This is a genomic window from Bradyrhizobium sp. 62B, from assembly GCF_030272265.2.
In the GTDB taxonomy this organism is placed as follows: Bacteria; Pseudomonadota; Alphaproteobacteria; order Rhizobiales; family Xanthobacteraceae; genus Bradyrhizobium.
The window spans coordinates 7,061,287-7,088,113 of record NZ_CP092841.2 but is presented as its reverse complement, the minus strand read 5'-3'; the positions used below and the strand labels follow the sequence as shown (position 1 = coordinate 7,088,113).

The 26,827-nt window shown below is 65.1% G+C and carries 23 protein-coding genes; 11 read left to right on the top strand and 12 right to left on the bottom strand.

Annotation, left to right across the window (positions count from 1 at the left end; all coding sequences use genetic code 11):
* The first annotated feature begins 96 nt into the window (after window positions 1–96).
* Both ML401_RS34060 and ML401_RS34055 read left to right on the top strand, forming a co-directional pair.
* Entirely contained in the window at window positions 97–1,344 is a 1,248-nt protein-coding gene (locus ML401_RS34060) for an MFS transporter (RefSeq protein WP_212065029.1), read from the top strand.
* Between the two features lie 140 nt (window positions 1,345–1,484).
* Complete coding sequence (locus tag ML401_RS34055) at window positions 1,485–2,714, top strand: MFS transporter (RefSeq protein ID WP_285808571.1); 1,230 nt, start codon at window positions 1,485–1,487, stop codon at window positions 2,712–2,714.
* Between the two features lie 88 nt (window positions 2,715–2,802).
* On the opposite strand, the gene ML401_RS34050 is transcribed toward ML401_RS34055, so the two are convergent.
* A complete protein-coding gene (locus tag ML401_RS34050; protein ID WP_285808569.1) occupies window positions 2,803–3,297 on the bottom strand; it encodes a VOC family protein in 495 nt (164 codons plus the stop codon).
* A gap of 110 nt (window positions 3,298–3,407) precedes the next feature.
* A complete protein-coding gene (locus tag ML401_RS34045) occupies window positions 3,408–3,953 on the bottom strand; it encodes a carboxymuconolactone decarboxylase family protein (protein WP_285808567.1) in 546 nt (181 codons plus the stop codon).
* Between the two features lie 137 nt (window positions 3,954–4,090).
* Between ML401_RS34045 and ML401_RS34040 the strand changes: the two genes are divergently transcribed.
* Together ML401_RS34040 and ML401_RS34035 are read left to right on the top strand one after the other, a co-directional pair.
* On the top strand, window positions 4,091–5,290 hold the full coding sequence (locus ML401_RS34040; protein WP_285808566.1) for an acyl-CoA dehydrogenase family protein: 1,200 nt from the start codon (window positions 4,091–4,093) through the stop codon (window positions 5,288–5,290).
* Window positions 5,291–5,419: 129 nt separating this feature from the next.
* Window positions 5,420–6,559: an acyl-CoA dehydrogenase family protein gene (locus ML401_RS34035; protein WP_259218014.1), complete on the top strand. Its 1,140-nt coding sequence runs from the start codon at window positions 5,420–5,422 to the stop codon at window positions 6,557–6,559.
* A gap of 223 nt (window positions 6,560–6,782) precedes the next feature.
* On the opposite strand, the gene ML401_RS34030 is transcribed toward ML401_RS34035, so the two are convergent.
* The 10 genes from ML401_RS34030 to ML401_RS33985 form a co-directional block, all read right to left on the bottom strand.
* Entirely contained in the window at window positions 6,783–7,820 is a 1,038-nt protein-coding gene (locus ML401_RS34030; protein WP_194408492.1) for an amino acid ABC transporter substrate-binding protein, read from the bottom strand.
* Window positions 7,821–7,906: 86 nt separating this feature from the next.
* The gene (locus ML401_RS34025; RefSeq protein WP_211415499.1) at window positions 7,907–8,500 is read right to left on the bottom strand and encodes a L,D-transpeptidase; all 594 of its coding nucleotides are present in this window, start codon (window positions 8,498–8,500) and stop codon (window positions 7,907–7,909) included.
* A gap of 355 nt (window positions 8,501–8,855) precedes the next feature.
* Window positions 8,856–9,830: a hypothetical protein gene (locus ML401_RS34020; protein WP_285808559.1), complete on the bottom strand. Its 975-nt coding sequence runs from the start codon at window positions 9,828–9,830 to the stop codon at window positions 8,856–8,858.
* 102 nt (window positions 9,831–9,932) lie between these two features.
* Entirely contained in the window at window positions 9,933–10,496 is a 564-nt protein-coding gene (locus ML401_RS34015; protein ID WP_285808558.1) for a thioredoxin family protein, read from the bottom strand.
* Between the two features lie 28 nt (window positions 10,497–10,524).
* Window positions 10,525–11,223 (bottom strand): cytochrome c biogenesis CcdA family protein, encoded by a 699-nt coding sequence (locus tag ML401_RS34010; protein ID WP_194404934.1) that lies wholly within the window; start codon window positions 11,221–11,223, stop codon window positions 10,525–10,527.
* A gap of 347 nt (window positions 11,224–11,570) precedes the next feature.
* Entirely contained in the window at window positions 11,571–12,182 is a 612-nt protein-coding gene (locus ML401_RS34005) for a sigma-70 family RNA polymerase sigma factor (RefSeq protein WP_194404933.1), read from the bottom strand.
* A 336-nt stretch (window positions 12,183–12,518) separates the two neighbouring features.
* On the bottom strand, window positions 12,519–13,253 hold the full coding sequence (locus ML401_RS34000; RefSeq protein ID WP_285808556.1) for a response regulator: 735 nt from the start codon (window positions 13,251–13,253) through the stop codon (window positions 12,519–12,521).
* Window positions 13,254–13,263: 10 nt separating this feature from the next.
* Complete coding sequence (locus tag ML401_RS33995; protein ID WP_194404931.1) at window positions 13,264–15,009, bottom strand: DUF3369 domain-containing protein; 1,746 nt, start codon at window positions 15,007–15,009, stop codon at window positions 13,264–13,266.
* A complete protein-coding gene (locus tag ML401_RS33990; protein WP_249156556.1) occupies window positions 14,979–17,057 on the bottom strand; it encodes an ATP-binding protein in 2,079 nt (692 codons plus the stop codon). The genes ML401_RS33995 and ML401_RS33990 overlap by 31 nt, the downstream gene beginning before the upstream one ends.
* A gap of 6 nt (window positions 17,058–17,063) precedes the next feature.
* The gene (locus ML401_RS33985) at window positions 17,064–18,074 is read right to left on the bottom strand and encodes a TRAP transporter substrate-binding protein (protein WP_211415502.1); all 1,011 of its coding nucleotides are present in this window, start codon (window positions 18,072–18,074) and stop codon (window positions 17,064–17,066) included.
* A gap of 204 nt (window positions 18,075–18,278) precedes the next feature.
* On the opposite strand from ML401_RS33985, the gene ugpB reads away from it, so the two are divergent.
* From ugpB to ML401_RS33950, 7 genes are all read left to right on the top strand, one after another.
* On the top strand, window positions 18,279–19,613 hold the full coding sequence (ugpB, locus tag ML401_RS33980; RefSeq protein ID WP_212065039.1) for a sn-glycerol-3-phosphate ABC transporter substrate-binding protein UgpB: 1,335 nt from the start codon (window positions 18,279–18,281) through the stop codon (window positions 19,611–19,613).
* Window positions 19,614–19,837: 224 nt separating this feature from the next.
* Window positions 19,838–20,797 carry a phosphotransferase gene (locus ML401_RS33975; protein ID WP_285808550.1) on the top strand — a complete coding sequence of 320 codons (960 nt, stop codon included), beginning with the start codon at window positions 19,838–19,840 and terminating at the stop codon, window positions 20,795–20,797.
* 234 nt (window positions 20,798–21,031) lie between these two features.
* The gene (locus ML401_RS33970; protein ID WP_285808548.1) at window positions 21,032–22,654 is read left to right on the top strand and encodes an ABC transporter substrate-binding protein; all 1,623 of its coding nucleotides are present in this window, start codon (window positions 21,032–21,034) and stop codon (window positions 22,652–22,654) included.
* Between the two features lie 232 nt (window positions 22,655–22,886).
* A complete protein-coding gene (locus tag ML401_RS33965) occupies window positions 22,887–23,900 on the top strand; it encodes an ABC transporter permease (protein ID WP_285808547.1) in 1,014 nt (337 codons plus the stop codon).
* Window positions 23,901–23,909: 9 nt separating this feature from the next.
* Window positions 23,910–24,809 (top strand): ABC transporter permease, encoded by a 900-nt coding sequence (locus tag ML401_RS33960; protein WP_194404925.1) that lies wholly within the window; start codon window positions 23,910–23,912, stop codon window positions 24,807–24,809.
* A 91-nt stretch (window positions 24,810–24,900) separates the two neighbouring features.
* On the top strand, window positions 24,901–26,628 hold the full coding sequence (locus ML401_RS33955) for an ABC transporter ATP-binding protein (protein WP_285808546.1): 1,728 nt from the start codon (window positions 24,901–24,903) through the stop codon (window positions 26,626–26,628).
* 15 nt (window positions 26,629–26,643) lie between these two features.
* The gene (locus ML401_RS33950; RefSeq protein WP_259218001.1) at window positions 26,644–26,823 is read left to right on the top strand and encodes a DUF4089 domain-containing protein; all 180 of its coding nucleotides are present in this window, start codon (window positions 26,644–26,646) and stop codon (window positions 26,821–26,823) included.
* The last annotated feature ends 4 nt before the right edge of the window (window positions 26,824–26,827 follow it).

Here is a 26,827-nt window from a genome sequence, read left to right as displayed (position 1 = left end):
CAGGCATGGCCTGCGCCCGTTTGCGCCGGTTGCCCGCCCAGTTGCGTCCCTCCATAGTGCCCGGGAATCAACCAAGCCCGTTGGGCGGAACAGCCGATGCTTGACGTGACTTCAACCCACGAGATCGCCGACGACGCCCGCGCGCGCGCCAATGTGGTGCGCCTGGCCGCCGCACAGGCGCTGACCGGCGCCAACTCGGCAGTGATCTTCGCCACCGGCTCGATCGTCGGCGCGACGCTGGCACCCGACATGTCGCTCGCGACCGTGCCGCTGTCGATGTACGTGCTGGGACTCGCAGCAGGCACGCTGCCGACCGGCGCGATCTCGCGCCGTTTCGGCCGCCGCGTGGCCTTCGTCATCGGCACGGGCCTCGGCGCGCTGACCGGGCTGCTCGGCTCGTTCGCGATCCTGCACGGCTCGTTCGCGCTGTTCTGCCTCGCGACCTTCCTCGGCGGCCTCTACGGCTCCGTCGCACAATCCTATCGCTTCGCCGCCGCCGACGGCGCCAGCGCGGCCTACCGGCCCAAGGCGGTGTCCTGGGTGATGGCGGGCGGCGTATTCGCCGGCGTGCTCGGTCCGCAGCTCGTGCAATGGACCATGGATGTCTGGCAGCCTTATCTGTTCGCCTTCAGCTTCCTGGTGCAGGCCGCTGTGGCGCTTGTCGCGATGGGCATCGTCGCCGGCGTCGATATCCCGAAGCCCGCGCCGGCCGATCTGCATGGCGGCCGGCCATTGCTCACCATCGTGACCCAGCCCCGCTTCATCGCCGCGGCGCTGTGCGGCGTCATCTCTTATCCCATGATGAACCTGGTGATGACCTCGGCGCCGCTCGCCATGAAGATGTGCGGCCTGTCCGTGTCCGATTCCAATTTCGGCATTCAATGGCACATCGTCGCCATGTACGGGCCGAGCTTCTTCACGGGCACGCTGATCGCCCGCTTCGGCGCGCCAAAGGTCGTGGCCGCCGGCCTGCTGCTGGAAGCCGGTGCTGCCGGCATCGGACTCTCCGGCCTCACGGCGATGCATTTCTGGGCGACGCTGGTCGTGCTGGGCGTGGGCTGGAATTTCTCCTTCATCGGCGCCTCCGCGCTGGTGCTGGAGACCCACCGCGCGCAGGAGCGCAACAAGGTGCAGGCCTTCAACGACTTCCTGGTGTTCGGCATGATGGCGATCGGCTCATTCTCCTCCGGGCAGCTGCTCGCCAGCTACGGCTGGTCGGCGGTGAACCTGGTGGTGTTCCCGCCGGTGATTCTCGGTCTCGTCGTGCTCTCGTTGGTCTCCTGGGCCCGCCGCCGCAGGGCGCGGCTGGAGACCGCGATGGGCGAGTTCCCGGACGCGGTGTGAGCTGGCAGGAGGTTGTCAGCAGCGTTGACAGTTCGATCGCCGTCGAAGTGATTTTCGGACGCTCGGTTGTTACGTGATGCTTGTCATGAACAGCGAGCGCGAAAGCACGGCGCTCGCGGGGGAATGAAAGACCGGCGCAAATGCTCGACAATCCCCACACCGCCGCGCCCATCGACGAATCCTCCCTCCGTTACGAAGGCTGGCGCATCGTCGCGGTCTGCTTCCTGCTCGCGACCTTCGGCTGGGGGCTCGGTTTCTACGGCCAGAGCGTCTATGTCGCCGAGCTGCAGCGCGCGCGGGGCTGGCCGACCACGCTGATCTCCTCCGGGACGACGTTCTTCTATCTGTTCGGCGCGCTGCTCGTCGTCTTCGTCGGCGAAGCCGTGCGAAAATATGGTCCGCGCTTCAGCCTAGTCGCCGGCACGCTGGCGATGGCGGCAGCGAGCGTCGCGATCGGCGCGGTGCGCGAGCCGTGGCAGCTTTATCTCGCCGATGCCGTGCTCGCCTTCGGCTGGGCCGGCACCAGCCTCGCCATGATCACCAACACGATCAGCCTGTGGTTCGACCGTAAGCGCGGCATGGCGATCAGCCTCGCGCTCAACGGCGCCAGCTTCGGCGGCATCGTCGGCGTGCCGCTGCTGGTCACCCTGATCGGTCATGTCGGCTTCGCCAGCGCGATGTACGCCGCGGCCGGCGCCATGCTGGTGCTGCTTCTGCCGGTGATCCTGCTCGTCGTCGGCCGGCCGCCCGCGTCCCACGGCCGGCACGCGGCGACGAAGACGAAGGTGCAATCATCGGCGCAGATCCGCGCCTGGGCGCTGCGTGACGTCGGCTTCCTCTCGGTGACGATTGCATTCGCGCTCGTGCTGTTCGCGCAGGTCGGCTTCATCGTGCACCTGATCTCGTTCCTCGATCCCGTGATCGGCCGCGAGCGCGCCGCGGTGGCGGTCGCGGTGCTGACCGCGATGGCGGTGGTCGGCCGCGTGCTGTTCTCGCTGGTGATCGACCGTCTCAACCAGCGCCTCGCCTCGGCGCTGTCGTTCCTCAGCCAGGCCGCGGCGCTTCTGGTCGTCATCAACCTGCACAATGATTACGTGCTGATCGCGGCCTGCGCATTGTTCGGCTTCTCGGTCGGCAATCTCATCACGCTGCCGTCGCTGATCGTGCAACAGGAGTTCGACAGCGCCGCGTTCGGCGTGCTGATCAGCCTGAACACCGCGATCAACCAGGTGACGTATGCGTTCGGCCCCGGCGTGGTCGGCGCCTTGCGCGACTGGTCCGGTGGCTATGCGCTGCCGTTCTATCTCTGCATCGCGCTGGAGCTGGCGGCCGCGGCGTTGATCATGGTGCGGGGAAAGCAGGTCCAGTAGGGCGGATTAGCGAAAGCGTAATCCGCCAACTTCGTTTCGCATGTGCTGGAGCGCGGCGGATTACGCTTCGCTAATCCGCCCTACGGCATCAGGCCTCCCGCGCCGCCAACAACCCCTCCACGTCCAGCCGCTTGGTGAACATCGCAAGCCTGCCGTCCGCTCCGAACGGCCATTGCTCCCTCGGCTTGTCCCAATACAGCTCGACGCCGTTCTCATCCGGATCTCGCAAATACAGCGCCTCGCTGACGCCGTGGTCGCTGGCGCCGTCCAGCGCGATGCCGGCCGCGAGCACCCGGTGCAGCGCATCGGCCAGCGCTGGCCGCGTCGGATAGAGGATCGCGGTGTGATAGAGCCCGGTCGTTCCCGGCGGCGGCGGCGAGCCGCCCTTGCTCTCCCAGGTGTTGAGCCCGATGTGGTGGTGATAGCCGCCGGCCGAGATGAAGGCCGCACCGGATCCCATCTTCTGCATCAGCTCGAAGCCGAGCACGCCGCAATAGAAGCCGAGCGCACGATCGAGATCGGCGACCTTGAGGTGAACGTGGCCGATCCTGGTGCCGGCGACGACGGCTGGGCTTTGCGACATGTGAATGCTCCGTTGATGCACTCCACATAGGGTGGACCTCGGGACACTGCTATTGGCCTATCCTGAAACCCAGCGTTTCCTGATGCGCAATTGCGCATCAGGATAGGCAATCAAGCCAGCTCTTTCACCTCGCCCTCGGGCAGCTCGAACTCGAAGGTGTTCAGCGTCATCGACACCATCGTGTAATAGCCGCACAGGCCGATCACCTCGACCACGCCGCGCTCGCCGAGCAGCTTCACCGCTTCATCATAGAGGCCCTTCTCGACGCCGTGACCCTCGTGCAGCGATTTCGCGAGATCGTAGATCATCTTCCCCTTGGGGTCGTCGAACTCGGGCGTGCGGCGATCGCGGATGGCGTCGATGATTTCAGGGGCCATGCCGCCCGCGAGCGCGAGGCGCTTATGGGCGTACCATTCGTAATGCGCGGTCCAGTGCCGCGCTGTCACCAGGATCGCGATCTCCGAGAGTTTTGCCGGAAAGATCGTGTCGTAGCGCAAGACCTCGCCGAGCCGCGTGGCGTGGCGGGCCATGTCGGGACTGTTCAGCCAGGCCATCATCGGCGCCGGCGGCTTGCCGCGTTTGCCGGCAATCGACTCGTCATAGGTCTGGCGCTGGCTCTCGTTCATTTCGCCAGGCGAAAGAAGTTTCAGGCGCATCGTCGTTTCCTCTTTGTTTTCAAGCACCGTCTTGGCCGCGACTATAGCGGAATGCGGGCGCGCGGAAGTGGTTGAATTCCGCAGGAGCTTGGCCCAGAGTCGTGCCCAACAAGTCGATTTGATTGATGGAAACGACCATGAGTGACACTGACTCCACCGAGCTCGAAACCTTCCGCAGCGAGACGCGCGCCTGGCTGGAGGCCAATTGCCCGCCGGAGATGCGCAAGCCCGCGACCTCGGATGCCGACGTGTTCTGGGGCGGGCGCAACGCAAAATTCTCCTCCGAGCCGCAGCGCATCTGGTTCGAGCGCATGCGCGACAAGGGCTGGACCGTGCCTGATTGGCCGAAGGAGTATGGCGGCGGCGGCTTGAGCGCGGCCGAGCACAAGGTGCTGCGCGCCGAGATGGCGAAAATCGGCGCGCGTCCGCCGCTGTCGAGCTTCGGCATCTGGATGCTCGGGCCGGCGCTCTTGAAATACGGCAATGAGGCCCAGAAGAAGGAGCATCTGCCGAAGATCGCGGCCGGCGAAATCCGCTGGTGCCAAGGCTATTCCGAGCCGAATGCCGGCTCCGATCTGGCTTCGCTGCAGACCCGCGCCGAGAGCGACGGCGACGATTTCGTCATCACGGGCTCGAAGATCTGGACCTCCTACGCCAATTACGCCGACTGGATCTTCTGCCTCGTCCGCACCGATCCTACGGCGAAGAAGCACGACGGCATCAGCTTCATCCTGTTCGACATGACCTCGAAGGGCGTGACGACCAAGCCGATCCTTCTGATTTCCGGCTGTTCTCCGTTCTGCGAGACCTTCTTCGACGGCGTCCGCGTGCCGAAGTCGCATGTGGTCGGCACCGTCAACCGCGGCTGGGACGTCGCCAAATATCTGCTGCAGCACGAGCGCGCGATGATCTCAGGCATGGGCGAGCGCGGCGTCGGCCGTCCGCTCGGCCAGATCGCGGCGGATTCCGTCGGCACCGATACGCAGGGCAAGCTCGACGATGCCATGCTGCGCGGAAAGATTGCCACCTTCGACGTCGATGAAGCCGCACTCGCGGCCTGCGCCGAGCGCGCGGTCGATCTCGCCAAGGCGGGGCAGGCGCATCCGGCGTTTTCCTCGGCGATGAAATATTACGGCACCGAGCTCAACAAGCGCCGCTACGAGATCCTGATGTCGGCCGGCGGCGTCGATGCGCTGGAATGGGAGAGCGAGCGCTCCAGGCAGGGCGCTCGTCCGCGCGCCTGGCTGCGCACCAAGGCCAACTCGATCGAGGGCGGCACGACGGAGGTGATGCTCGGCATCGTCGCCAAGCGCATCCTGGATTTGCCGGGGGCGTGAGCCTTTCCGTCGCTCCGGGGCGGTCCGAAGGATCGACCCCGGAACCTCGAGATTCCGGGTTCGATGCTGCGCATCGCCCCGGAATGACACCAACAATATGCGTCACGCGATATTAGAGACTTAAGCACCATGGCCCTCGTCCTCACCGAAGAACAATCGATGCTCCGCGATAGCGCGCGCGGGCTGATCAGCGACAAGGCGCCGGTGTCGCACCTGCGGCATCTGCGCGACAGCAAGGACCCCACCGGCTTCTCCAAGGAGCTCTGGCATTCCTTCGCCGAGATGGGCTTTGCGGGCCTGCTGGTGCCGGAAGAATTCGGCGGCAGCGGCCTCGGCGTCATGGAAGCCGGAATCGTGATGGAGGAGATCGGCCGCACCTTGATGCCGTCGCCCTTCCTCGCGACCTCGGTGGTCGCGGCCTCGGCGCTGACCCGCGGCGGCAGTGCCGCGCAGAAATCGGAATATTTGCCGAAGATTTCGAACGGCTCGCTGCTCGCCACGCTCGCGATCGACGAGGGCGCAAAACATCGTCCGCTGCAGACCAGCCTGCAGGCCGTGCGCGCCGGCAACGGTTTTAAACTTTCCGGCGCCAAGGCGCTGGTGGTCGACGGCCACGTCGCCGATCTCCTGATCGTCGCCGCGCGCACGTCCGGCGCTGCCGGCGAGCGGGACGGCCTGACGCTGTTCCTGGTCAACCCCAAGGCCAAGGGCGTTGCGGTCGAGCGTACCATCATGGTCGACGCGCACAATGCGGCGCGGATCGAGCTTTCCAATGTCGAGGTCACCGCCGACAGCGTGCTCGGCGAAGTCGATCAGGCGGCCGGCCTGCTCGAAGGCGTGCTCGACATCGGCCGCGGCGCGGTCGCCGCCGAGATGGTCGGGCTCAGCGAGGAGGTCTTCAACCGCACCGTCGAGTACCTCAAGAACAGGAAGCAGTTCGGCAAGCTGATCGGCGAATTCCAGGCGCTGCAGCACCGCGCCGCCGAGCTCTATGTCGACATCGAGATCACCCGCGCCGCCACCATGAAGGCGCTGCAAGCGCTGGACGCCGATGTCGCGAAGGCGGCCTCAGCCGTCGCGGTCGCCAAGGCGAAGGCCGGCACCACCGCCACGCGCGCGGTGCAGGAAGGCGTGCAGATGCACGGCGGCATGGGCATGACCGACCAGTTCGACATCGGCTTCTTCATGAAGCGCGCCAGGGTCTGCGAGGAGCTGTTCGGCGATGCCAATTACCACACCGAGCAGCTCGCACGGGCGCGGGGGTATTGATCGGGAACCTGTAGCCCGGATGGAGCGAAGCGAAATCCGGGATTCTGTCCGCGAGACTGCCCCGGATTTCGCTACGCTCCATCCGGGCTACAGGCCTTCGCGAGGATGGAAGCTCGCGCCCCGTCATTGCGAGGAGCGCTTGCGACGAAGCAATCCAGAATCTTTCTGCGGAGGCAGTCTGGATTGCTTCGCTACGCTCGCATGACGCGGCTGGATCGCCGCCTTACCTCATCGGCGGTGCGTACTGCACGCCGCCGGCGTTCCACAGCTGGTTCATGCCGCGCGGAATCTTCAGCTTCGACTTCTCGCCGATATTGCGCTCGTACATCTCGCCGTAATTGCCGACGTGGCGGATGATGCGGACGACCCAGTCCTTGGTGAGGCCGAGCTGCTCGCCGTAATTGCCCTCGGTGCCGACGAGGCGCATTACTTCCGGCTTCTTCGACTTCAGGGCTTCGTCGATGTTCTCCGAGGTCACCCCTAATTCCTCCGCGTTGATCATCGCGTAGAGCGTCCACTTCACGATCATCATCCAGTCGTCGTCGCGCTGGCGCACGACCGGAGCGAGCGGCTCCTTGGAGATCATGTCCGGCAGGATCATGTGGTCGCCGGGCTTGGTCAGGTTCAGCCTGAGCGCGTAGAGCTGCGAGACGTCGGCCGAGAGCGTGTCGCACTTGCCGCTGTCGTAGGCCTTCACGACGTCGTTGAGATTGTCGAGCTTGACCTCCTCATACTTCATGTTGTTGGCACGGAAGTAGTCGGAGACGTTGAGTGCCGTTGTTGTTCCGCTCTGCACGCAGACCTTGCTGTCCGCGAGGTCCAGCGAGGTTTCCTTGTTGCGAGCGCGAGGCAGCATGAAGCCGACGCCGTCGTAATAGGCCACGGCCGGGAAATAGAGGTCATAGTCGAGCTCGCGCGCCATGCTCCAGGTCGAGTTGCGCGAGAGGATGTCGACTTTCCGGCTCTGCAATTCCTTGAAGCGCTCGTTGGCGTCGAGCGGAACGAACTTGGCCTTGCCGGGATCGTTGAAGATCGCCGAGGCCACCGCCCGGCAGAAATCGACGTCAAACCCGGTCCAGTTGCCCTTGTCGTCGGGGATCGAGAAGCCCGGCAGGCCCTTGTTGACGCCGCACAGCACCTCGCCGCGGCGCACGGTGCGCTTCAGGGTGCGGGTGTCGTAGAATTCGTAGATGATGGCCAGAACGGCGACCAGCACGGCGACCGCGAGCCCGATCAGCAGGCCGCCTCGAAAAGTGCGCATCATGTTGCTCTCTCGAAAAATCGGGAAAAGGAATTGGGAGGAGGGCGCAGAGCATGATCCCCGGGGATCATGCTCCAACGATAGCCTTACAGTTCAGGCTTCTGACGGATGACGACCTTGGTGCCGACAGGCACGCGGTCGTAGAGATCGGCGACGTCGTTGTTGACGAGACGGAAGCAGCCTGAGGACACCTTGGTGCCTATCGTGTCGGGGCGGTTGGTGCCGTGGATGCGGTACACGGTGGTGCCGAGATACATGGCGCGGGCGCCCAGCGGATTGCCGGGGCCGCCGGCCATGAAGCGCGGCAGATAGGGCTGGCGCTGGATCATCTCCGGCGGCGGCGTCCAGTCCGGCCACTCCTTCTTGTTCGTGATGGTCACGAGGCCCTGCCACTGAAAGCCGTCGCGGCCGACGCCGATGCCGTAGCGGATCGCTCGCCCGCCCGGCTGCACCAGATAGAGATGCCGTTCGGCGGTCGATACGATGATCGTGCCCGGCGCCTCGGTGGTGCGGAAATAGACGACCTGCTTCTGCCATTCCGGCTCGAGCTGGTAGCCGTCGTCGGCGACCAGGCCCGGCTCGTCGCCGCGGTCAGGCTGCTGGGCGAAGGCGGAGGGCGTGGACAGAATGAGCCCCACCGCAGCCATGAACATCCCGGTCAGGCGACGAAAATCCGTCATCTCAAGCTCTCCCCGCTGCCACAGCGCAAATCATTCAGAAGCATCAAACCTGAGGGGCAGGTTCATGGCAAGTTGATGGCGCGCCGCCCTGATATGTCACGAGAATGCCTATGGTTTTTTAACGGTGCCGGGCAATGCCACAAACAGGGGATGGCGCGAAAAGCTTAGGTCGCGGCGGCAACGGGGCTGCGCTCCCTCCCCCGCTTGCGGGGGAGGGCCGGGGAGAGGGTGTCTCCGCAACGGGATTCTCCCCCAGAGGAAAGAACCCTCACCCGCGCGACCTCTCCCGCAAGCGGGAGAGGCTCAGACCGAGCCCGCGTTGATGTTTACATCGACCATCGTCATCGGAAGCCAGTCAGATCTTGTTGCTCTCCGCCGCGATCCCCAGCCGCCGCACGATCTCCGCCCCCACCGCGCGCGCCTCCACCCGCGAGCCGATCCGCGGGCTGCGAAACCTTCGCCCCGAATGCAGTCGAATCACGACGATGCAATGCTCGTCCTCGGACCGGCCGCGGCGCTCGACCGTGATGGTCTTCACGTCGGGTCCTGCGATGTGGTCGGCGCGCGGCGTGCCGTCGCCCCACAGCCGTTCGACGCGGATGTCGCGCTCGCGGATGATCCAGAGCGCGCCGGTGAGGAGGTTGGCATAGCGATGCACGGCGAACGCCGCGAGCACGCCGAGCGGCAGCAGCAGGATGTCGACATGGCTGGGCGGCCATCCGCGCCAGAGCTTATAGGCGTAGGGCACGGCGGACAGAGTGACGACGATCAGCGAGACGATCCTGATGTCCCGCGTGGGAAACGCCTCCAGCGGCTCGCCGAGATGCATCTCCGGATTGCTGGCATCGAGCGGATTGACGGGCTCCTCGACATTGGGAACCTCGAACTGCGCCGCGATCCGGGCCACGGTGTCGCGCACATGCGTGACGTCGGAGATCGGCGGCGACGTCAAGCGCTCTCCCGAGGCCAGCGTGAACACGAGTTGAAAGCGCGCCTTCACCCGCTTGCTGCCGGGAACCTGCAACGCCGTGATGTCGTCTTTCGCGACGACCCGCGTGCGCAGCCTGCCGAACGGACTTTGCCGCCCGATCAGGATCTCGTTCGCCGTGATGATCCACACCACCGCCGGCGCGATCATGATGCCGACGACGAATCCCGCCCCGATGAGCAGCGCCACCACCGATATGATGATTTCCAGGGTGTCGTGCGTGAACAGGCCCGGCGTGAAGCACAGCGCAACGGCTGCCGCGAAGCCGGCTACGACCAGCCGCTGCGCGATCGAAGAGCCTTCACGAAGGCGGATGTCGGGAGCGGTCGTTGTGTCGTCCATCGCGGGCGGCTGATTCCGATGCCGCGAACCTCCACGGACGGGTCCGTGGAGTCAAGCAACAAGGGCGACAACCGAAACCCGCCGCGCGGCGTCCGTGCGGCATCAGCTGCTGGCGTTCAGCAGCTTGGCCACGGTGCGGTCGATCTCGTCATAGCGGCCTTCGCCGGCGTGCTGGAACACGATCTTGCCGTTCTGGTCGATGATGTATTGCGCCGGCCAATATTGGTTGCGGTAGGCGTTCCAGGTCTTGGAATCATTGTCCTGCGCCACCGGATAGGTGATGCCGTGGCGCTTCAGCGCGGCCTGCACGTTGGAGGCCGAGCGCTCGAACGGGAATTCCGGCGTGTGCACGCCGACCACGACGAGGCCCTTGTCCCGGTACTTCGCATAGAGCTCGGTGACGTGCGGCAGCGTGTTGACGCAGTTGACGCAGCCATAGGTCCAGAAGTCGACCAGCACGACCTTGCCGCGGAGGTCGGCCATGCTCAGCGGCTTGGAGTTGAACCAGTTGTTGATGCCGGCGAAGTCGGGCGCCGCCTGTTGGCTTGCTGCGGCGACGGTGATCGGCACGGCGGGCGCGGCTTCGTCGCAGAAGCCGGGGATGACGGCGCCGGTGGCAGTGAGGCCGACAAGTGCAGCTGAGACGGCGAGCAGTTTGAACGTCATGGGCGAGTCCTCCGGTGAAGATGAGGGATTACAGGCCGATCTGGCCGGTCGGGTAGAAGCCGGTGAGCCACGCCACGATCAGCGTGTCGTATTGGAAATAGGCGGCGAGGGCGAAGGCGATCACGACGATTCCAAAGCCCTGCTGCAGGCGTGGGGTGATCCGCGAAAGGCTGCGCACGCGGGTGGTCGCGGCCTGTCCGCCATAGGCGATCGCCAGCATCGGGATCGCCGCGCCGATCGCATAGGCGATCAGCAGCGTGCCGGCCCAGGCCAGATTCTTCGAGGTCGCAACCAGTGTCAGGATCGAGCCGAGCACCGGGCCGGCGCAGGGCGTCCAGACCAGGCCCAGCGTGGTGCCGAGGATCAGCCCGCCGAGCGCGCCCTCGCGTGGCGCGCCGCCTGCGCTGCCGAGATCGAGCCAGCCATTGAGCCGGATCGACAGCCATTCGAACGGCGCCGGCCATAGCATCAACAGGCCAAAGCCGAGCAGCAGGATCGCGGCGGCCTCGCGCAGCACGTTCGGATCGAAATCGAACAGCCGCGTCAGTGCGCCGAGCAGCAGCGCGACCGCCGAGAACGAGACGACGAAGCCGAGCGCGATCATCAGGGGGCGCAGCCGACCGTCGCGCCCGATCGAGGCGCCGAGCAGGATCGGCAGCATCGGCAGCGTGCAAGGCGCGGCGATGGTCAGGATGCCGGCAAGGAGAGCGAAGAGCAGTTCGAGCATGGCGCACTCGCGAGGAAGATCACGAGGGCAGTTCGGGCGCGGTGGGGTGGTCGTTACGCACCGTCACGCCTTCGTGACGGGGGTCGAATCTCGGCCATGACGATGCGGAAGCAGCCGTGGCTTCCAGCGTCTGCGACCCCCAAACACAAAACGACCCGGAGGGGGGCATCCCGTCCGGGTCGCTGGAGGTCCTTGGGAGGTTTAAGCAAAACCGTATGTGAGCTTTATAGGGAGGAAGTTTTTCCGCCTGATGTTGTGCTTTGTTTCAATTGTTTCGTCGGCGGTAACACTTCCGTGTCCCGGGGCGGGGCCGCCTGGCGGGCCCCAACCCTTTGAAATCGTTGGCCTCAGGCGGCGAAACGCTCGACGCCGGCGCCTTTAAGCAATTCGGCCAATTGCTTGCGGGCGTAGAACATCCGCGTCTTCACGGTGCTCTGGGGGATGCCGATGATCTGCCCGACCTCCTCCACCGACTTCTCGTGGTAGTAGACAAGGTTGATGATCTCGCGATGCGCGGGCGACAGCTTCTGCACACAGGCGCGCAGGATGGCGCTGGTGTCGCTGCGGTCGAGCGAGGTCTCGGGCGTGTCGTTGCCATCAGGAATCTGGCGCACGTCCTCCTGGTCGATGTCCTCGAAGCGGCGCTGGCGCATCGCGGTCAGGGCCTTGAAGCGGGCGATCGAGAGCAGCCAGGTCGAGACCTGCGAGCGGCCCTGGAACTGGCCGGCGGTCCGCCACACGTCCAGAAACACCTGGCTGACCAGGTCTTCCGCCGCGGTGGCGTCGCGCACGATGCGCAGGATGAAGCGATACACCCGCACATTGTGCCGGCAGTAAAGAATGTGCATGGCCGTCCGGTTACCGTCGGCAATGCTTTCGAGGAGCATGTCGTCCGAGGTCGCCTGAGCGGCAATGATGCTCTGGCTGGCTTGGGCGTTGATGGCGATGACGTTCCGCATGGACTTGGCTCCCCGTAGCGCCGCAACCGAACGGCGTTTCCTTGGACCAAAGTGTTAATGAGCCAACGTTTCGGGACGTCTGCACGAAAAGCGGAAAATGGTTTCGTGCGCCGCCAAATTGTTTCGTCGAAGGGGGCGCGACGAAACATTCGGGGCAAAAAGTCGTGGAATTTCAATGTACGGAAAATACGGGGGGTGGGATTTGGCGGCCCTGAGCAGTCGGGAACGTATTTCCGGGTCTTGCGTTCAGTCGCGCTGCACCCACCGATGTCGTTCCAGATGGGCGCTCCGCGACGCTCCATCCGGGCTACGGCACCGCGCTCCGCCGCCCGCCCTCTACGCCTTCTCGCCCTGCGGCGAGAACAGATAGCCGCCGCCGCGGATGGTGCGGATCACGGCCGGCTTGGCCGGGTCGGGCTCGATCTTGCGGCGGATGCGCATGATGCGCAGGTCGACGGCGCGGTCGAAGGCTTCGGCGTCGCGCGCATTGGCCAATTCCAACAGGCGCTCGCGCGACAGCACGCGCTTGGGATTGGCCGCGAACACTTTCAACAGCCCGAATTCGGATGCGGTCAGCGGATGCTCGTTGCCCTCGTCGTCGCGCAAGGCCTGGGCTTCGAGATCGAGCCACTTGGTCCCGAAGCGTACCAGCTGCTCCTTGTCGGACTTCGCCGCCGCCTCGGGCGCGGCGGCCTTGGCCGGCGCGCTCCGGCGCAGCACCGAGCGGATGCGCGCCATCAGCTCGCGCAGCTCGCACGGCTTTGCCACGTAATCGTCGGCGCCGAGCTCGAGGCCGACGACGCGGTCGATCGGGCTCGCGGTCGCCGTGAGCATGATGACCGGCACGTTGATGCGGCTCTTGAGGTCGCGGATGATCGAGAGGCCGTCCTCCTCGGGCATGTTGAGGTCGAGTACGACGAGATCGGGCATGCTGCCCTGGATCGCGGCGCGCAAGCTCTTGCCGCCGTCGCACAGCGTCACGGTGAAGCCGTGCATCTTGAGATAATCGCCGACCATCTCCCGGGCCGGGGCTTCGTCGTCGACGATCATGATGTGCTGGCTTTGGGTCATGGTCTCTTGATCACGGCATTTCGGTCGCGGGGAGGGTGATGGTGAAGGTCGAGCCCTTGCCGGGCCCGTCGCTGTCGGCGGTCACCTCGCCGCCGTGCATGTCGATGATGCGCTTGACGATGGAGAGGCCAAGCCCCGTCGAGCTCTCGCCGGCGGTCGGCTTGGCCGACAGCCGCTGGAACCGGCCGAACAGGCGGCCGAGATCCTCCGGCGACAGGCCGGCGCCCTCGTCGCTGACGCGGACGATGGTGTCGCCGCCCTCATGGCTGACGGCGACGTCGATCTTGCCGCCGATCGGCGAATATTTGATGGCGTTGCTGATGAGATTGTCGATGGCTTCGCGGATGCGGTCGGTGTCGCACATGGTGACGATGTTGGCCGGTGCGATGACGCTGATCGCCTGCTGCTTGTTGACGGCCAGCGGCTGGTTGGCCTCGGCGACCTCCTTGACCAAAGCGGCGACGTCGACCGGCTCGCGGCGGATGGTGATGTCGAAGGCGTCGGCCATCGCGTCCGAGATCAGGTGGTCGACCATCGTGGTCAGCCGCTTCGTCGCATCGCGGATGTGATCGACCTGGGCGACCACGCCGCTTTCCGAGGCGCCGGTCGAGATCAGCTCCTTCAGCATCTCGGTGCGGCCGAGGATGACGCCGAGCGGGTTCTTCAGATCGTGGGCGACGGTGCCCAAAATCTCGTTCTTGAAACCATTGGCGCGCTGCAGCCGCAGCCATTGCGCGGAGAGGCGGCGATTGGCCTGCATCAATGCGCGGGTGCGCTGGGCGACGCGGTCCTCAAGCTGGGTGTTGGCGTCCTGCAGCTGCTGGTAGAGGATGACGTTGTCGAAGGCGATCGAGAGCCGGGAGGAGAAGATCTCGACCAGCGAGCGGTCGGTCTCGGACAATTCGCGCTCGGCCTGCAAGAGCACCACGACCTCGCGGCCGGATCCGGTGCGCAGATAGATCACGCTGCGATGGTCGGCGAACTCGTTCTTGCGGCGCTGGAACGCCGCCTCCACCATCTCGCGCAGATCGGGGTCGAGCGCCTTCGACGTCGTGGTGCCGATGAAGCGGCTGTAGCAGCCGCTGCCGGCGAGCACCGAGAGCTCGGGGTCGATGCCGCCATTGTCGCGCAGGACCAGGATGCCGGCGCAGTCGACGTTGAGCAGCGAAGCGAGCTGGGTCAGCACGCCCTCGGCGAGCCGCTGCATCGACTTGAAGTCGTACAGCGTCGACGCCGCATCGATGATGATCTCGAGCCCGCGCCTTGTCTGCACCATGCGCTCGAGCTGCTGATAGGAGCGCAGCGCCGCCGTCAGCGAGGTGAACAGCTTGTCGGCGGTGAGCTCGGTCTTGGCCTTGTAGTCGTTGATGTCGTACTGCACGATCACGCGCCGCTCGGGCGCTTGGCCGGGCTGGCCGGTGCGCAGGATGATGCGCACGGTCTCGTTCTTGATCTCGTTGCGGATGAACTCGACCAGCTCGAGGCCGGCGACGTCGGTCTCCATGATGACGTCGAGCAGCACCGCGGCGATGTCGCCGTGCTCGGCCATCAGCTTGCGGCCTTCCGCCGCGGAATAAGCCGACAGGATCTCAAGGCTCTGGCCGTTCAGGCTGTAATCCGAGAGGGCAAAACGGGTGCCGTCATGCACCGCCGGATCGTCGTCTATGACGGCGATCTTCCATTTCCGGGCGTTGCTATCCTCCGACGCGGTACCGGTGTCGTCGATCAGGTGGAGGACATCGTCCTGTTCGGCCATTGAGAAGTCCCGTCGCTTTCTGTGCTTTGCGCGCCGCCCTTGGCGATGCGGGGCATGATAATGCGAAAAGTAGTGCCTTGTCCCAGCTTGGATTCCAGCATCATGCGGCCGCCGAGCTGCTGGGTGACGAGGTTATAGACGATATGCAGGCCAAGTCCCGTGCCGCCTTCATTGCGCCGGGTGGTAAAGAAAGGGTCAAAGGCCTGGCGCTGCACGTCCGGGGTCATGCCGGCCCCGTCGTCGGTGAAGCTGAGCTCGATGTCATCCGCCCCGCGCGGCCGCGCCGAGATCGTGATCGTGCCGGCGCGCCCGTCGGCGAAGGCGTGGTTGGCGGCGTTGAGGAAGAGGTTGGTCAGGATCTGGCCATAGGAGCCCGGATAGCCGTCGAGCAGCAGGCCCTCGGGCACGTCGACCGCGAGCGTGATCGGCGAGCGCTTCAGGACCGGCCTGAGGCTTGCAATGATCTGGTCGGTGGCCTCGCTGAGCGAGAATTGCCGCCGCTCGGCATGGGAGCGGTCGACCGCGACCTGCTTGAACGACTGGATCAGCTCGCCGGCGCGCTGCAGGTTGGCGACCAGCTGCTGCGAGGCATCGCGCGAGGACTGCACGAACTCCTCCAACTGCGAGCGGCGCAAGCCGCCCTCGCCCTTGAGCTGGGCCTCGAAGATCTCGGTGCGGCGGGCGAAGCTGGAGGCAACGGTCAGGCTGATGCCGATCGGGTTGTTGACCTCGTGGGCGACGCCGGCGACGAGGCCGCCGAGCGCCGCCAGCCGTTCGGCGTCGATCAGATTCTGCTGCGCGGTATTGAGCTCGAGCAGCGCGCTTTCGGCCTTCTCCTTGGAGGCGCGCAGCTCGTCCTCGGTCTGGCGCTTGGCGATCGCGTTCTCGCGGAACACCTCCACCGCGCGCGCCATCGCCCCGACCTCGTCGCGCGCCTTGGTGCCCTGCACCTCGCGGTCGAGATCGCCGAGCGTGATCGCGCGCATCGCGGTCATGATCTGCTGCAGCGGCAGCCGGATCGACAGCGCGATCATCACGCCGGCGGTGAGGATGATGCCGAGGAAGATCACCGCGATCGACAGCACCCGCCGTGAGATATCCGCCAGCGTGCGGTCGAACGTCTCCTGCGCCTTCTGCTCGCGCTGGCGCATCATGGTCGAGAGGTCGTCGATGGCGCCGATCGCCTCGGCCTGGCTGGCGTCGATGGTGTTGCGCAGCAGCTCGGTGCGGCTCGCGAGCTGCTCGGAGAGTTTTGCAAAGCCCTCGCGCAGCGCGGCGGTGCGGGCCCCGAGCCGCTGCAGCGCCATGCGCTGGAGATCGTTGTCGGCGAGATCGATCATCACGGGGATGGTCTTCTCGATCGTCTCGGTGTTGCGGCGGGCGTCATCGGCCGCGCCCGTCGACAGCGACAGATAATAGGAATTGGCGGCCACCAGCATCGCGGTGAAGGCCTCGCGGGATTTGCCGAGCGAGGGCCAGATCAGCGCGTCGCGATGGCCGGTGGCGCCTTCGATGATGGAATAGAGGCCAGCCATGTCCCGGGCCGGACCCTGCACCTGCTCCTCATAGGTCTTGGCGATGGTGGCCTGCACACTGCGCAGCTCGCCGAAGCCGTTGAGGAAGCGGTCGGTGGTGCGCTCCAGCTCCTCGACCGACCCTGACAGCATCGGGTCCTTGGCGGCGCGGTTACTCAGCGTGCCCAGCACCGCCTCGCGCAGCAGCAGGATCTCGGCGAACAGGTCCGGGCTCGGCTGGTTGATGTAGCGGTGGATCAGATTGTGCAGGCGTCCGGTCTCGCTTTCGAGCAGCGCCAGGATGCGGTCGGATTCGCGCACCTGGCGGACGTCGTCCCAGGCCGAGCCCAGCACCTGCGCGCCGTTCCAGATCATGGCGACCAGCACCACGACCACGGCGGAGTTCAGCGCGGCGATCGACAGGATGCGCCAGCGGATCGGCACCGCCCGCAACACGCCGACGAGACGCGCGCGCAGCCGACCGATCGGGCCGGCCGGCCGCTCCGCGTGCTCGTGATGTCCAAGTGCAGCCAACGCGGCTCACTCCACCTTGCGAATGCGTTCGATCAGCGCGGCCGCCGCGGGATCGCGCCCGGCCTTGGCATAGATCGCCGCCATCGCGTCCTCGAACGGCTTGCGGTCGATGTCCCTGATGATGGTGACGCCGGCCTCCTCTGCCTTGCGTTGCGACTGCTCCTCGAGGTCGCGCCATTTCTCGCGCATGAACCGGCTGGAGCGCTGCGCGGCCTCGCGGAAGATCTTCTGGTCGTCCGGCGACAGGCTCTGCCAGGCCTTCAGCGAGATCACCAGCACCTCGGGGCTCATCGTGTGCTCGGTCAGCGTGTAGTGGCCGGCATGCTTGTAATGGTCCGTCGTCACGAAGGATGGCCAATTGTTCTCGGCGCCGTCGACCAGATGATTGGCGAGCCCGGTCAGCACCTGCCCATAGGGCATCTCGACCGGCTCGGCTCCGAGCGCGCGGATCATCTGGCTCATCAACTCCGACTGCTGCACCCGGATCCGCAATCCCTTGAGATCCGCGATGCTCTTCACCGGGCGGACACCGTTGTAGATCGAGCGCGCGCCGGAATCGTAAAAGGCGAGCCCGACGAAGCCGTAGGGCTCGAAACTATCAAGGATCTCGCTGCCGACAGGCCCGTCCAGCACCTTCTGCATGTGCTCGATGGACCGGAACAGGAACGGCATGGCGAGCACGTTCATCGCGGGAACGAAGTTGCCGATCAGCGCCACATTGGTCCGGTTGAGGTCGATCGCGCCGACCCGGGTCTGCTCGATGGTCTCCTTTTCCTCGCCGAGCTGACGGGAGTGGAACACCTTGATCTCGTGACGGCCCTGGGTGCGCTCGGCGATCAGGGCGCCCATGTAGCGCAGCGCCTGGACGGTCGGGTAATCCTCGGTCTGGGTATCGGCTGCGCGAAATTCGCGCGCAACGGCGCCCGTCGCCCGCATGCCCATCGAGACTGCGGCGAGCAAAAGCGCGACGAAGATTACCCCGGTCCGCGAGAGTTCGGCACGGTTTAGCACTGGCACACTCAACCCCTCAGTGGTGGAGTCTATGGCGGGGGCAAAAGGTTCAATGCAATCTAGCAGATGGTCGGGGGAAGACCATCCCGCCGCGGGGGCTGGGATCGATTGTGCGGCGCGGCCGTCGTTCATTCACGGTTGAAACCGGCTATGCCGCGCCTTAAGCAGGGCGGCCGCCTTGTCGACCGCGGCGTGGGAAGAGCCATCGCAATGCCAGCCTTGCGCGTTCTACGAATCGTCGCCGCCCTCGCGGCCTTCTCATCGGCTTTCTCATGGGCTGTCCCTGCGGGCGCCGCGACCGACATCGCGCTGTGGCACGCGATGTCCGGCGAGCTCGGCCGGCAGCTCGAAAAGCTCGCCTCCGATTTCAACGCCTCGCAGTCCGATTACCGCATCGTGCCCGCTTACAAGGGCAACTACACCGAGACGGTGACCGCCGCGATCTTCGCGTTCCGTTCGCGCAGCCAGCCCGCCATCGTCCAGGTCAACGAGGTCGCCACGGCCACCATGACCGCGGCCAAGGGCGCGATCTATCCGGTGTTCACTTTGATGCGCGATCAGGGCGAGCCGTTCTCGCTCGCCGACTATTTGCCGGCGGTCTCCGGCTATTACACCGACGCGGCCGGCAATCTGTTGTCGTTCCCGTTCAATTCCTCGACGCCGATCCTCTACTACAACAAGACCATGTTCCGCGACGCCGGCCTCGATCCGGAGGCGCCGCCGAAGACCTGGCCGGCCCTGGGGCTCGCGGCACAGCGCCTGCGCGACCGCGGCGCTGCGTGCGGCTTCACCACGTCCTGGCCCTCATGGATCCATGTCGAGAATTTCTCCGCCTTCCACAATCTGCCGGTGGCGAGCCGGGCGAACGGCTTTGCCGGGCTGGATGCGGAATTGACCATCAACAATCCCACCCTGGTGCGCCACGTCGCCCAGCTCGCCGAATGGCAGAAGACCAAGGTGTTCGACTATGGCGGACGCGGACAGGCCGCCGAGCCGCGCTTCCAGAACGGCGAATGCGGCATCTTCATCGGTTCCTCGGCCACGCGCGCCGACATCAGGGCGAATTCGAAATTCGAGATCGGCTACGGCATGATGCCGTACTGGCCCGACGTGAAGGACGCGCCGCAGAACTCGATCATCGGCGGCGCCACGCTGTGGGTGCTGCGCGACCGGCCGCGCGAGGAGTACAAGGGCGTGGCGCGGTTCTTCGCCTATCTGTCGCAGCCCGGCGTGCAGGCGGCCTGGCACCAGAACACCGGCTATCTGCCGATCACCCGCGCCGCCTCCGAGCTGACGCGCGCGCAAGGCTTCTACGAGCGCAATCCGGGCTCGGCGATCTCGTTCGAGGAGATCACGCTGCATCGGCCGACGGAGAATTCGAAGGGCATCCGCCTCGGCTCCTTCGTGCTGATCCGCGGCGCGATCGAGGACGAACTGGAGCAGGCTTTTGCCGGCCACAAGAGCGCGCAATCAGCCCTCGATTCCGCCGTCGAGCGCGGCAACAAGCTGCTCCGCCAGTTCGAGCGCGCCAGCCCGGACCGGTAGCGTGGAGCGATTGAACACCGCTGCAGCCGCGCGGGCGGTGCGCTCCCTCCCCCGCCTGCGGGGGGGGGGGTTGGGGAGAGGGCTCTCTCCACAATGGGACAATCCCCTGGAGGAGAAAGCCCCCACCCGGCGCTTCGCGCCGACCTCCCCCGCAAGCGGGAGAGGTGCACCGCCTGCTCGGTTCGCACTGAATCAATGACGCTCATATCGTTGAGCTATCCCAAATGATCTCCGCTCCATTGCAGGGGTTGCCGGACCTCCCCGACGCCGAAAGCTTTCGCGGCTTTCGCGCCGCTCCCTCACAATGGCTGCCGATCGCGCTCGACATCGCGCGCAGCCATGGTCTCGATACCAGCACGCCGCATGTGTTTGTAACCGGCACCAATCTCGTGGTCGGGCTTGGCGAACAACTGATCCTGAAGATCTTCCCGCCGCTGCTCCGCGCCCAGTTCGTCTCCGAGCGCGGTTCGCTTGCGCAGCTCAAAGGCCGTCTCGATCTGCCGATCCCGGAGATCGTCGCGGAAGGTGAGCATAACGGCTGGCCCTATCTCGTCATCACGCGGCTATCAGGCGCGCTCGGCTCGGAGGTCTGGCCCTCATTGCCGGAAGCGCAGAAGGAGCGTGTGCTGCGCCAGATCGGCGAGACCATCGCCGCCGTGCAGCGCGCGCCGCTCGGCCCGCTCGCGCAGATCGAGCCGCGCTGGGACGATTTCATGCGCGGACAGATGCGGGGCTGCCGCGCGCGTCATACCCGTCTCGGCCTCGCGCCAAAATTCCTCGCCGGCCTCGACGATCTCCTGCGCGATGCGGAAAAGCTGATCCCCATGGACGCGCCGCCGGTGATCCTGATCGGCGAATACATTCCCGAGAATTTTCTGCTCGCCTGCGATGATGACCAATGGTCGCTCGCCGGCCTGTTCGACTTCGGCGACGTGCTGGCGGGATGGCGCGACTACGACCTGCTCGGCCCCGGCGCCTTCATGGCGGCGGGCCGGCCGGGGAGGGTGAAGAACCTGCTCGAAGGCTTTGGCTATCCGAAGCCGGATTTCGCGCTCAAGCGCCGCCTGATGGCCCTGATGCTGCTGCACCGCGCCAGCGACCTCAACAGCCACATCTGCATCGAGGGCTGGCAGGAGAGGGCCGATGATCTCATCGAATTGCAGGAGCTGATCTGGGCCACCTGATCGCGCCAACGGCCCTGATTAGAAGGCGGGCGACTGTTGGTCATCGCCTATAAAGTGAGCAAATCCGCATCTTTGTATGCAACGTGAAGAGCCGAGGCGAAGGTCGCACATAGGTCAAAATCTAAATTTTTGTTTTAATTCAGTTACTTAGATCGATCGTAAGCGCTTTTTAACCCTTGGCACGAACCTTGCGAATCCAGTTCCAACCAAAACCTTTTGCGTTGGAGCCATTTCATGAAGCGCCGCGATTTCCTCAAGTCCGTGTCCGGATTGGCCGCCGGAGCGGCGCTTCCGGCGATGCCGTCCGTGATCTCCACCGCCTATGCCGACGCCCGCTCGGAGACGCTGCTGATCGTCTCGGAGGGCGGACCGAACAATCTCGACATCCACGGCATCGGCACCAACGTGCCCGGCTACGAAGTGTCCTGGAATTGCTACGACCGCCTGATCAGCCACGAGATGAAGGTCGGCCCCGGCGGCGTGCCCTATTACGACCGCGACAAGTTCAAGGGCGAGCTCGCCGAGGACTTCAAGATCGACGACATGTCGGTCACCTTCAAGCTGCGTAAGAACGCCAAATTCCACGACGGCACGCCCGTCACCGCCAAGGACGTGAAATGGTCGCTCGACCGCGCCGTCAGCGTCGGCGGCTTCCCGACCTTCCAGATGAGCGCGGGTTCGCTGACCAAGCCCGAGCAGTTCGTCGTGATCGACGATTATACCGTGCGCGTCGACTTCCTGAAGAAGGACAGGCTCACGATCCCCGATCTCGCCGTGATCGTGCCCTGCATCGTCAACTCGGAGCTCGTGAAGAAGAATGCGAGCGAGAAGGATCCCTGGGGCCTCGAGTTTACAAAACAGCAAACCGCGGGCTCCGGCGCCTACAAGGTGACGAAGTGGACCGCCGGCACCGAAGTCATCATGGAGCGCAACGACGATTGGGCGTGTGGTCCGCTGCCGAAGATCAAGCGCGTGATCTGGCGCATGGTGCCGCAGGCCGGCAACCGCCGCGCACTGCTGGAGCGCGGCGACGCCGACATCTCCTACGAGCTGCCCAACAAGGACTTCCAGGAGATGAAGGCGAACGGCAAGCTCAACGTGGTGTCGCTGCCGTTCTCCAACGGCATCCAGTATATCGGCATGAACGTCACCAAGCCCCCCTTCGACAATCCGAAGGTGCGCCAGGCCGTCGCCTACGCGCTGCCCTACCAGAAGATCATGGACGCCGTGATGTTCGGCCTCGCCAACCCGATGTTCGGGGCGCCCAAGGACAAGCCGACCGAAGTCGCCTGGCCGCAGCCGCACAAGTTCAACACCGACATGGACAAGGCGAAGGCGCTGCTGGCTGAGGCGGGTTATGCCAACGGCTTCGAGACCACGATCTCGTTCGACCTGAATTTCGCAGGCGTCAACGAACCGCTCTGCGTGCTGGTGCAGGAATCTCTCGCACAGATCGGCATCAAGACCACCATCAACAAGGTGCCCGGCGCCAACTGGCGCACCGAGTTGAACAAGAAGGAGATGCCGCTCTTCACCAACGTGTTCTCGGGCTGGCTCGATTACCCCGAATACTTCTTCTACTGGTGCTATCACGGCAACAATTCCGTCTTCAACACCATGAGCTACAAGTCGGCGGAGATGGACAAGCTCATCGACGGCGCTCGCACCGCGGCCGCTGCCGGCGACAAGGCCGCCTACGATGCCGACGTGAAGGGCTTCGTCGATCTCGCCTTCACCGACATCCCGCGCATCCCGCTCTACCAGCCCTTTGTCAACGTCGCGATGCAGAAGAACATCAGCGGCTATCAATACTGGTTCCACCGGAGGCTGGACTATCGCGCGCTCGTGAAGGGGTGAGTAACAAGTAGAGCTAGGCACCGCATATGGCGTTCAGAAGCTTATCGGCTTGCTCCGTTCGCCTCTCCCGCTTGCGGGGGAGGCCGACGTGCTCGGAGAGCGCGGCGGGTGGGGGCTCTCTCCACACGAAGAATCCCTATGCTGAAGCACCCCCACCCCAACCCTCCCCCGCAAGCGGGAGAGGGGGCGCAGTTCGACCTGTTGCGTCATCTCCTCTCATCAGGAGCATCCCATGCTGACCATGATCGGCAAGCGCCTGATGTTCGCGATCCCCTCGCTGATCGGCGTGGTCATCGTCACCTTCCTGCTGACGCGCGCGCTGCCGGGCGATCCCGCGGCCTATTTCGCCGGTCCCGCCGCAACCAAGGAAGCGGTCGAGCAGATCCGCAAGAAACTCGGCCTCGACAAGCCGCTGATCGAGCAGTTCTTCCGCTACACCAACGATCTCGCCCATGGCGATTTCGGCAACTCGTTGACGACCGGCCAGCCGGTCGCGGCCGAAATCCGCAACCGCTTGCCGGCCTCGGCCGAGCTGACATTGCTCGGCCTCATCGTCTCCATCGTCATCGCCATCCCGCTTGGCGTGCTTGCGGCAACACGGCCGGGATCGTGGGTCGATCATCTCTGTCGCATCACGACGACAGCGGGCGTCTCGCTGCCGGTGTTCTTCACCGGCCTCGTGCTGGTCTACGTCTTTTATTTCCGGCTCGGCTGGTCGCCCGCGCCGCTCGGGCGCCTTGACGTGTTTTACAGCGCGCCACCGACGGTGACGGGCTTCTATCTGATCGACACCTTGCTCGCCCGCGACCTCGAGGCGTTCCGTTCCGCGCTGAGCCAGCTCATCCTGCCGGCAACGACGCTTGCGATCTTCTCGCTGGCTCCGATCGCGCGCATGACGCGCGCCTCGATGCTGGCGGTGCTGGCATCCGAATTCGTCCGCACCGCGCGCGCCAGCGGCCTGTCGCCCGCGACCGTGATCGTCACCTACGCCTTCCGCAACGCCATGCTGCCCGTCATCACCACGCTCAGCATGGTGTTCTCGTTCCTGCTGGGCGCCAATGTGCTGGTCGAGAAAGTGTTCGCCTGGCCCGGCATCGGCTCCTATGCGGTCGAAGCGCTGATCTCGTCGGACTTCGCGCCGGTGCAGGGTTTTGTCCTGACCATGGCGGTGATGTACGTGCTGCTCAATCTCGTCATCGACATCCTTTACGGCGTGATCGATCCGCGCGTGCGGCTGGAAGGGTAGGGGGACTCCATGAGCTCCGTTGCGCCTGCTGTTGAACCCGTCGGTCCCGCCCGCACGTCAGGGCTTACCGCAATCCTCGAACAGACCCGCTACGTTCTGAGCGAGAACAAGGTCACGGGCTTTGCCTTCGCGCTATTGATCCTGATCCTCGCGGCCGCGATCTTCGGCCCCTATGTCGTGCCGTATGATCCGCTCGCGTCGGACACCGCTGCTGCGCTAAAACCGCCCTCCGCCGCGCACTGGTTCGGCACCGATCAGCTCGGGCGCGACATCTTCAGTCGCGTCGTCGTGGCGACGCGGCTCGACACGTTCATCGCAATCGCCTCCGTCGCGTTGGTGTTCTTGATGGGCGGCCTCGCCGGCATCGCGGCCGGTTACTTTGGCGGCTGGACCGATCGCATCGTCGGCCGCATCGCCGACACCATCATGGCCTTTCCGCTGTTTGTGCTCGCCATGGGCATCGTCGCCGCGCTCGGCAATACCGTGCAGAACATCATCCTCGCCACCGCCATCGTGAACTTCCCGCTCTATGCCCGCGTAGCGCGCGCCGAGGCCAATGTCCGGCGCAACGCCGGCTTCGTGCAGGCCGCGCGCCTCTCCGGCAACGGCGAATTCCGTATCCTGCTGGTGCACATCCTGCCGAACATCATGCCGATCATGATCGTGCAGATGTCGCTGACCATGGGCTATGCCATCCTCAACGCCGCCGGCCTTTCCTTCATCGGCCTCGGCGTCCGCCCGCCGACGGCGGAATGGGGCATCATGGTCGCCGAAGGCGCGGGCTTCATGGTGTCAGGCGAATGGTGGATCGCGCTCTTCCCCGGCCTCGCGCTGATGATCGCCGTGTTCTGCTTCAACCTCCTCGGCGACGGCCTGCGCGACATCGTCGATCCCCAGCGGAGGACGTAATGGACAATTTCTGTCCAAAATTCCGTAACGATTCCAACGCCATTCTACTGTGCATGGGGTTGTTTTCGGGTTTCTTGATCGGCAGGCCCGCATGAGCGCCCAGCCCCTGCTCGACGTCCAGGACCTCACCGTCGAATTCACCACTCGCCGCGGCATCGTCAAAGCCGTGCAGCACGTCAACATTTCCGTCGCCAAGGGCGAGACGCTGGCCATTGTCGGCGAGTCCGGCTCAGGCAAGTCGGTGACCTCCTATGCGGTGATGCGCATCCTCGACCGTGCGGGCCGCATCGCCGAGGGCTCGGTGATGTTCTCCGGCATCGACGTCAAGGCCGCGAGCGAAGACCAGATGCGCGATTTGCGCGGCCGCGAAGTCTCGATGATCTTCCAGAACCCGCGTGCGGCGCTGAACCCGATCCGCAAAGTCGGCGACCAGATCGAGGACGTGTTGCGCACCCATGTGCAGCAGGCCCAGGTCGCTGACCGCGGCGAGAAGGCGATCGAGGCGCTGGAGCAGGTCAAGATCGCCCGCCCGCGCGAGCGCTACCACGCCTATCCGTTCGAGCTGTCGGGCGGCATGTGCCAGCGCGTCGTCATCGCGCTCGCGCTTGCCTGCAATCCGCAGCTGCTGATCGCGGACGAGCCGACGACCGGTCTCGACGTCACCACGCAGAAGGCGGTGATGGATCTGATCGTCGAGCTGACGAAACGCCGCGCGATGTCGACCATCCTGATCACCCACGATCTGGGCCTCGCCGCCGCCTATTGCGACCGCGTCGTGGTGATGGAGAAGGGCCGCGTGGTCGAGACCGCTGAGGCCGCAGACATCTTCGCCAACCCGCAGCATCCCTACACAAAAAAGCTGATGCGCGCGACGCCGCGGCTCGGGGTGAGCTTGCGGGATTTGTTGCCGGAGGAAGAGGGTGCCGCGCCCGCGGTGCCCGCCGAGTCGGCCCCGGCCGCCGCAGCGAGTGCAGAGAGCCAGAAGCCCCTCCTCCTCGTCGACAAGCTCGTCAAGGAATATCCCCGCCAGGGCGCTACCGCCGTGCTCGGCAAACTGTTCGGCCGCAAGCCGCCCGTGGAGCCGGACGTCTTCCGCGCCGTCGACGGCATCAGCTTTTCGATCAGCCATGGTGAGAGCGTCGGCCTCGTCGGCGAATCCGGCTGCGGCAAATCGACGACGTCGATGATGGTGATGCGCCTGTTGGACCAGACCTCCGGCCTGATCCAGTTCGACGGCGAGGACATCTCCGGCATCGCGCCATCAGCTTTTGCCCGGATGCCGCAGCGAAGCCGCATCCAGATGGTGTTCCAGGATCCGACCGACAGCCTCAACCCGCGCTTCACCGCCGCCCGCGCCATCGCCGACCCGATCCTGCAGCTTGGCGACATCAGGGGACGCGATGCGCTGCGCGCGCGCTGTGAGGAACTGGCGACCATGGTCGGCCTGCCGCACAATCTTCTGGACCGCTTCCCGCACCAATTGTCCGGCGGCCAGAAGGCCCGCGTCGGCATCGCCCGCGCCATCGCGCTGCACCCGAAGCTGGTCATCCTGGACGAGCCGACGGCGGCGCTGGACGTTTCGGTGCAGGCGGTCGTGCTGAACCTGCTTCAGGATCTCAAGGCGCGCTTAGGTATGAGCTATCTGTTCGTCTCGCATGATTTGAATGTGGTGCGCTTGCTGTGCGATCGTGTCATTGTGATGCGGACGGGACGGATCGTCGAGGAGGGCTCTTCCGAGCAGGTGCTCGGCGATCCCCAAGACGACTACACCAAGGAACTGCTGACGGCGATCCCGCATCCGCCGTTGCCGACACATTGATTGCTGGGACGCGTGATGGCCGAACCGTTGGACGATTATATCGACGCCTTATCGAAAGCGCTGGCACTGCCGGTCGAGGAAACCTGGCGGCCCGCGGTGCGCGCCAATCTCGAAGTCTCGCTGCGGCTTGGCCGCATGGTCGACGAATTCGCGCTGCCGGACGAGACCGAGCCGGCGCCGATCTTCACGGCCTGATGCT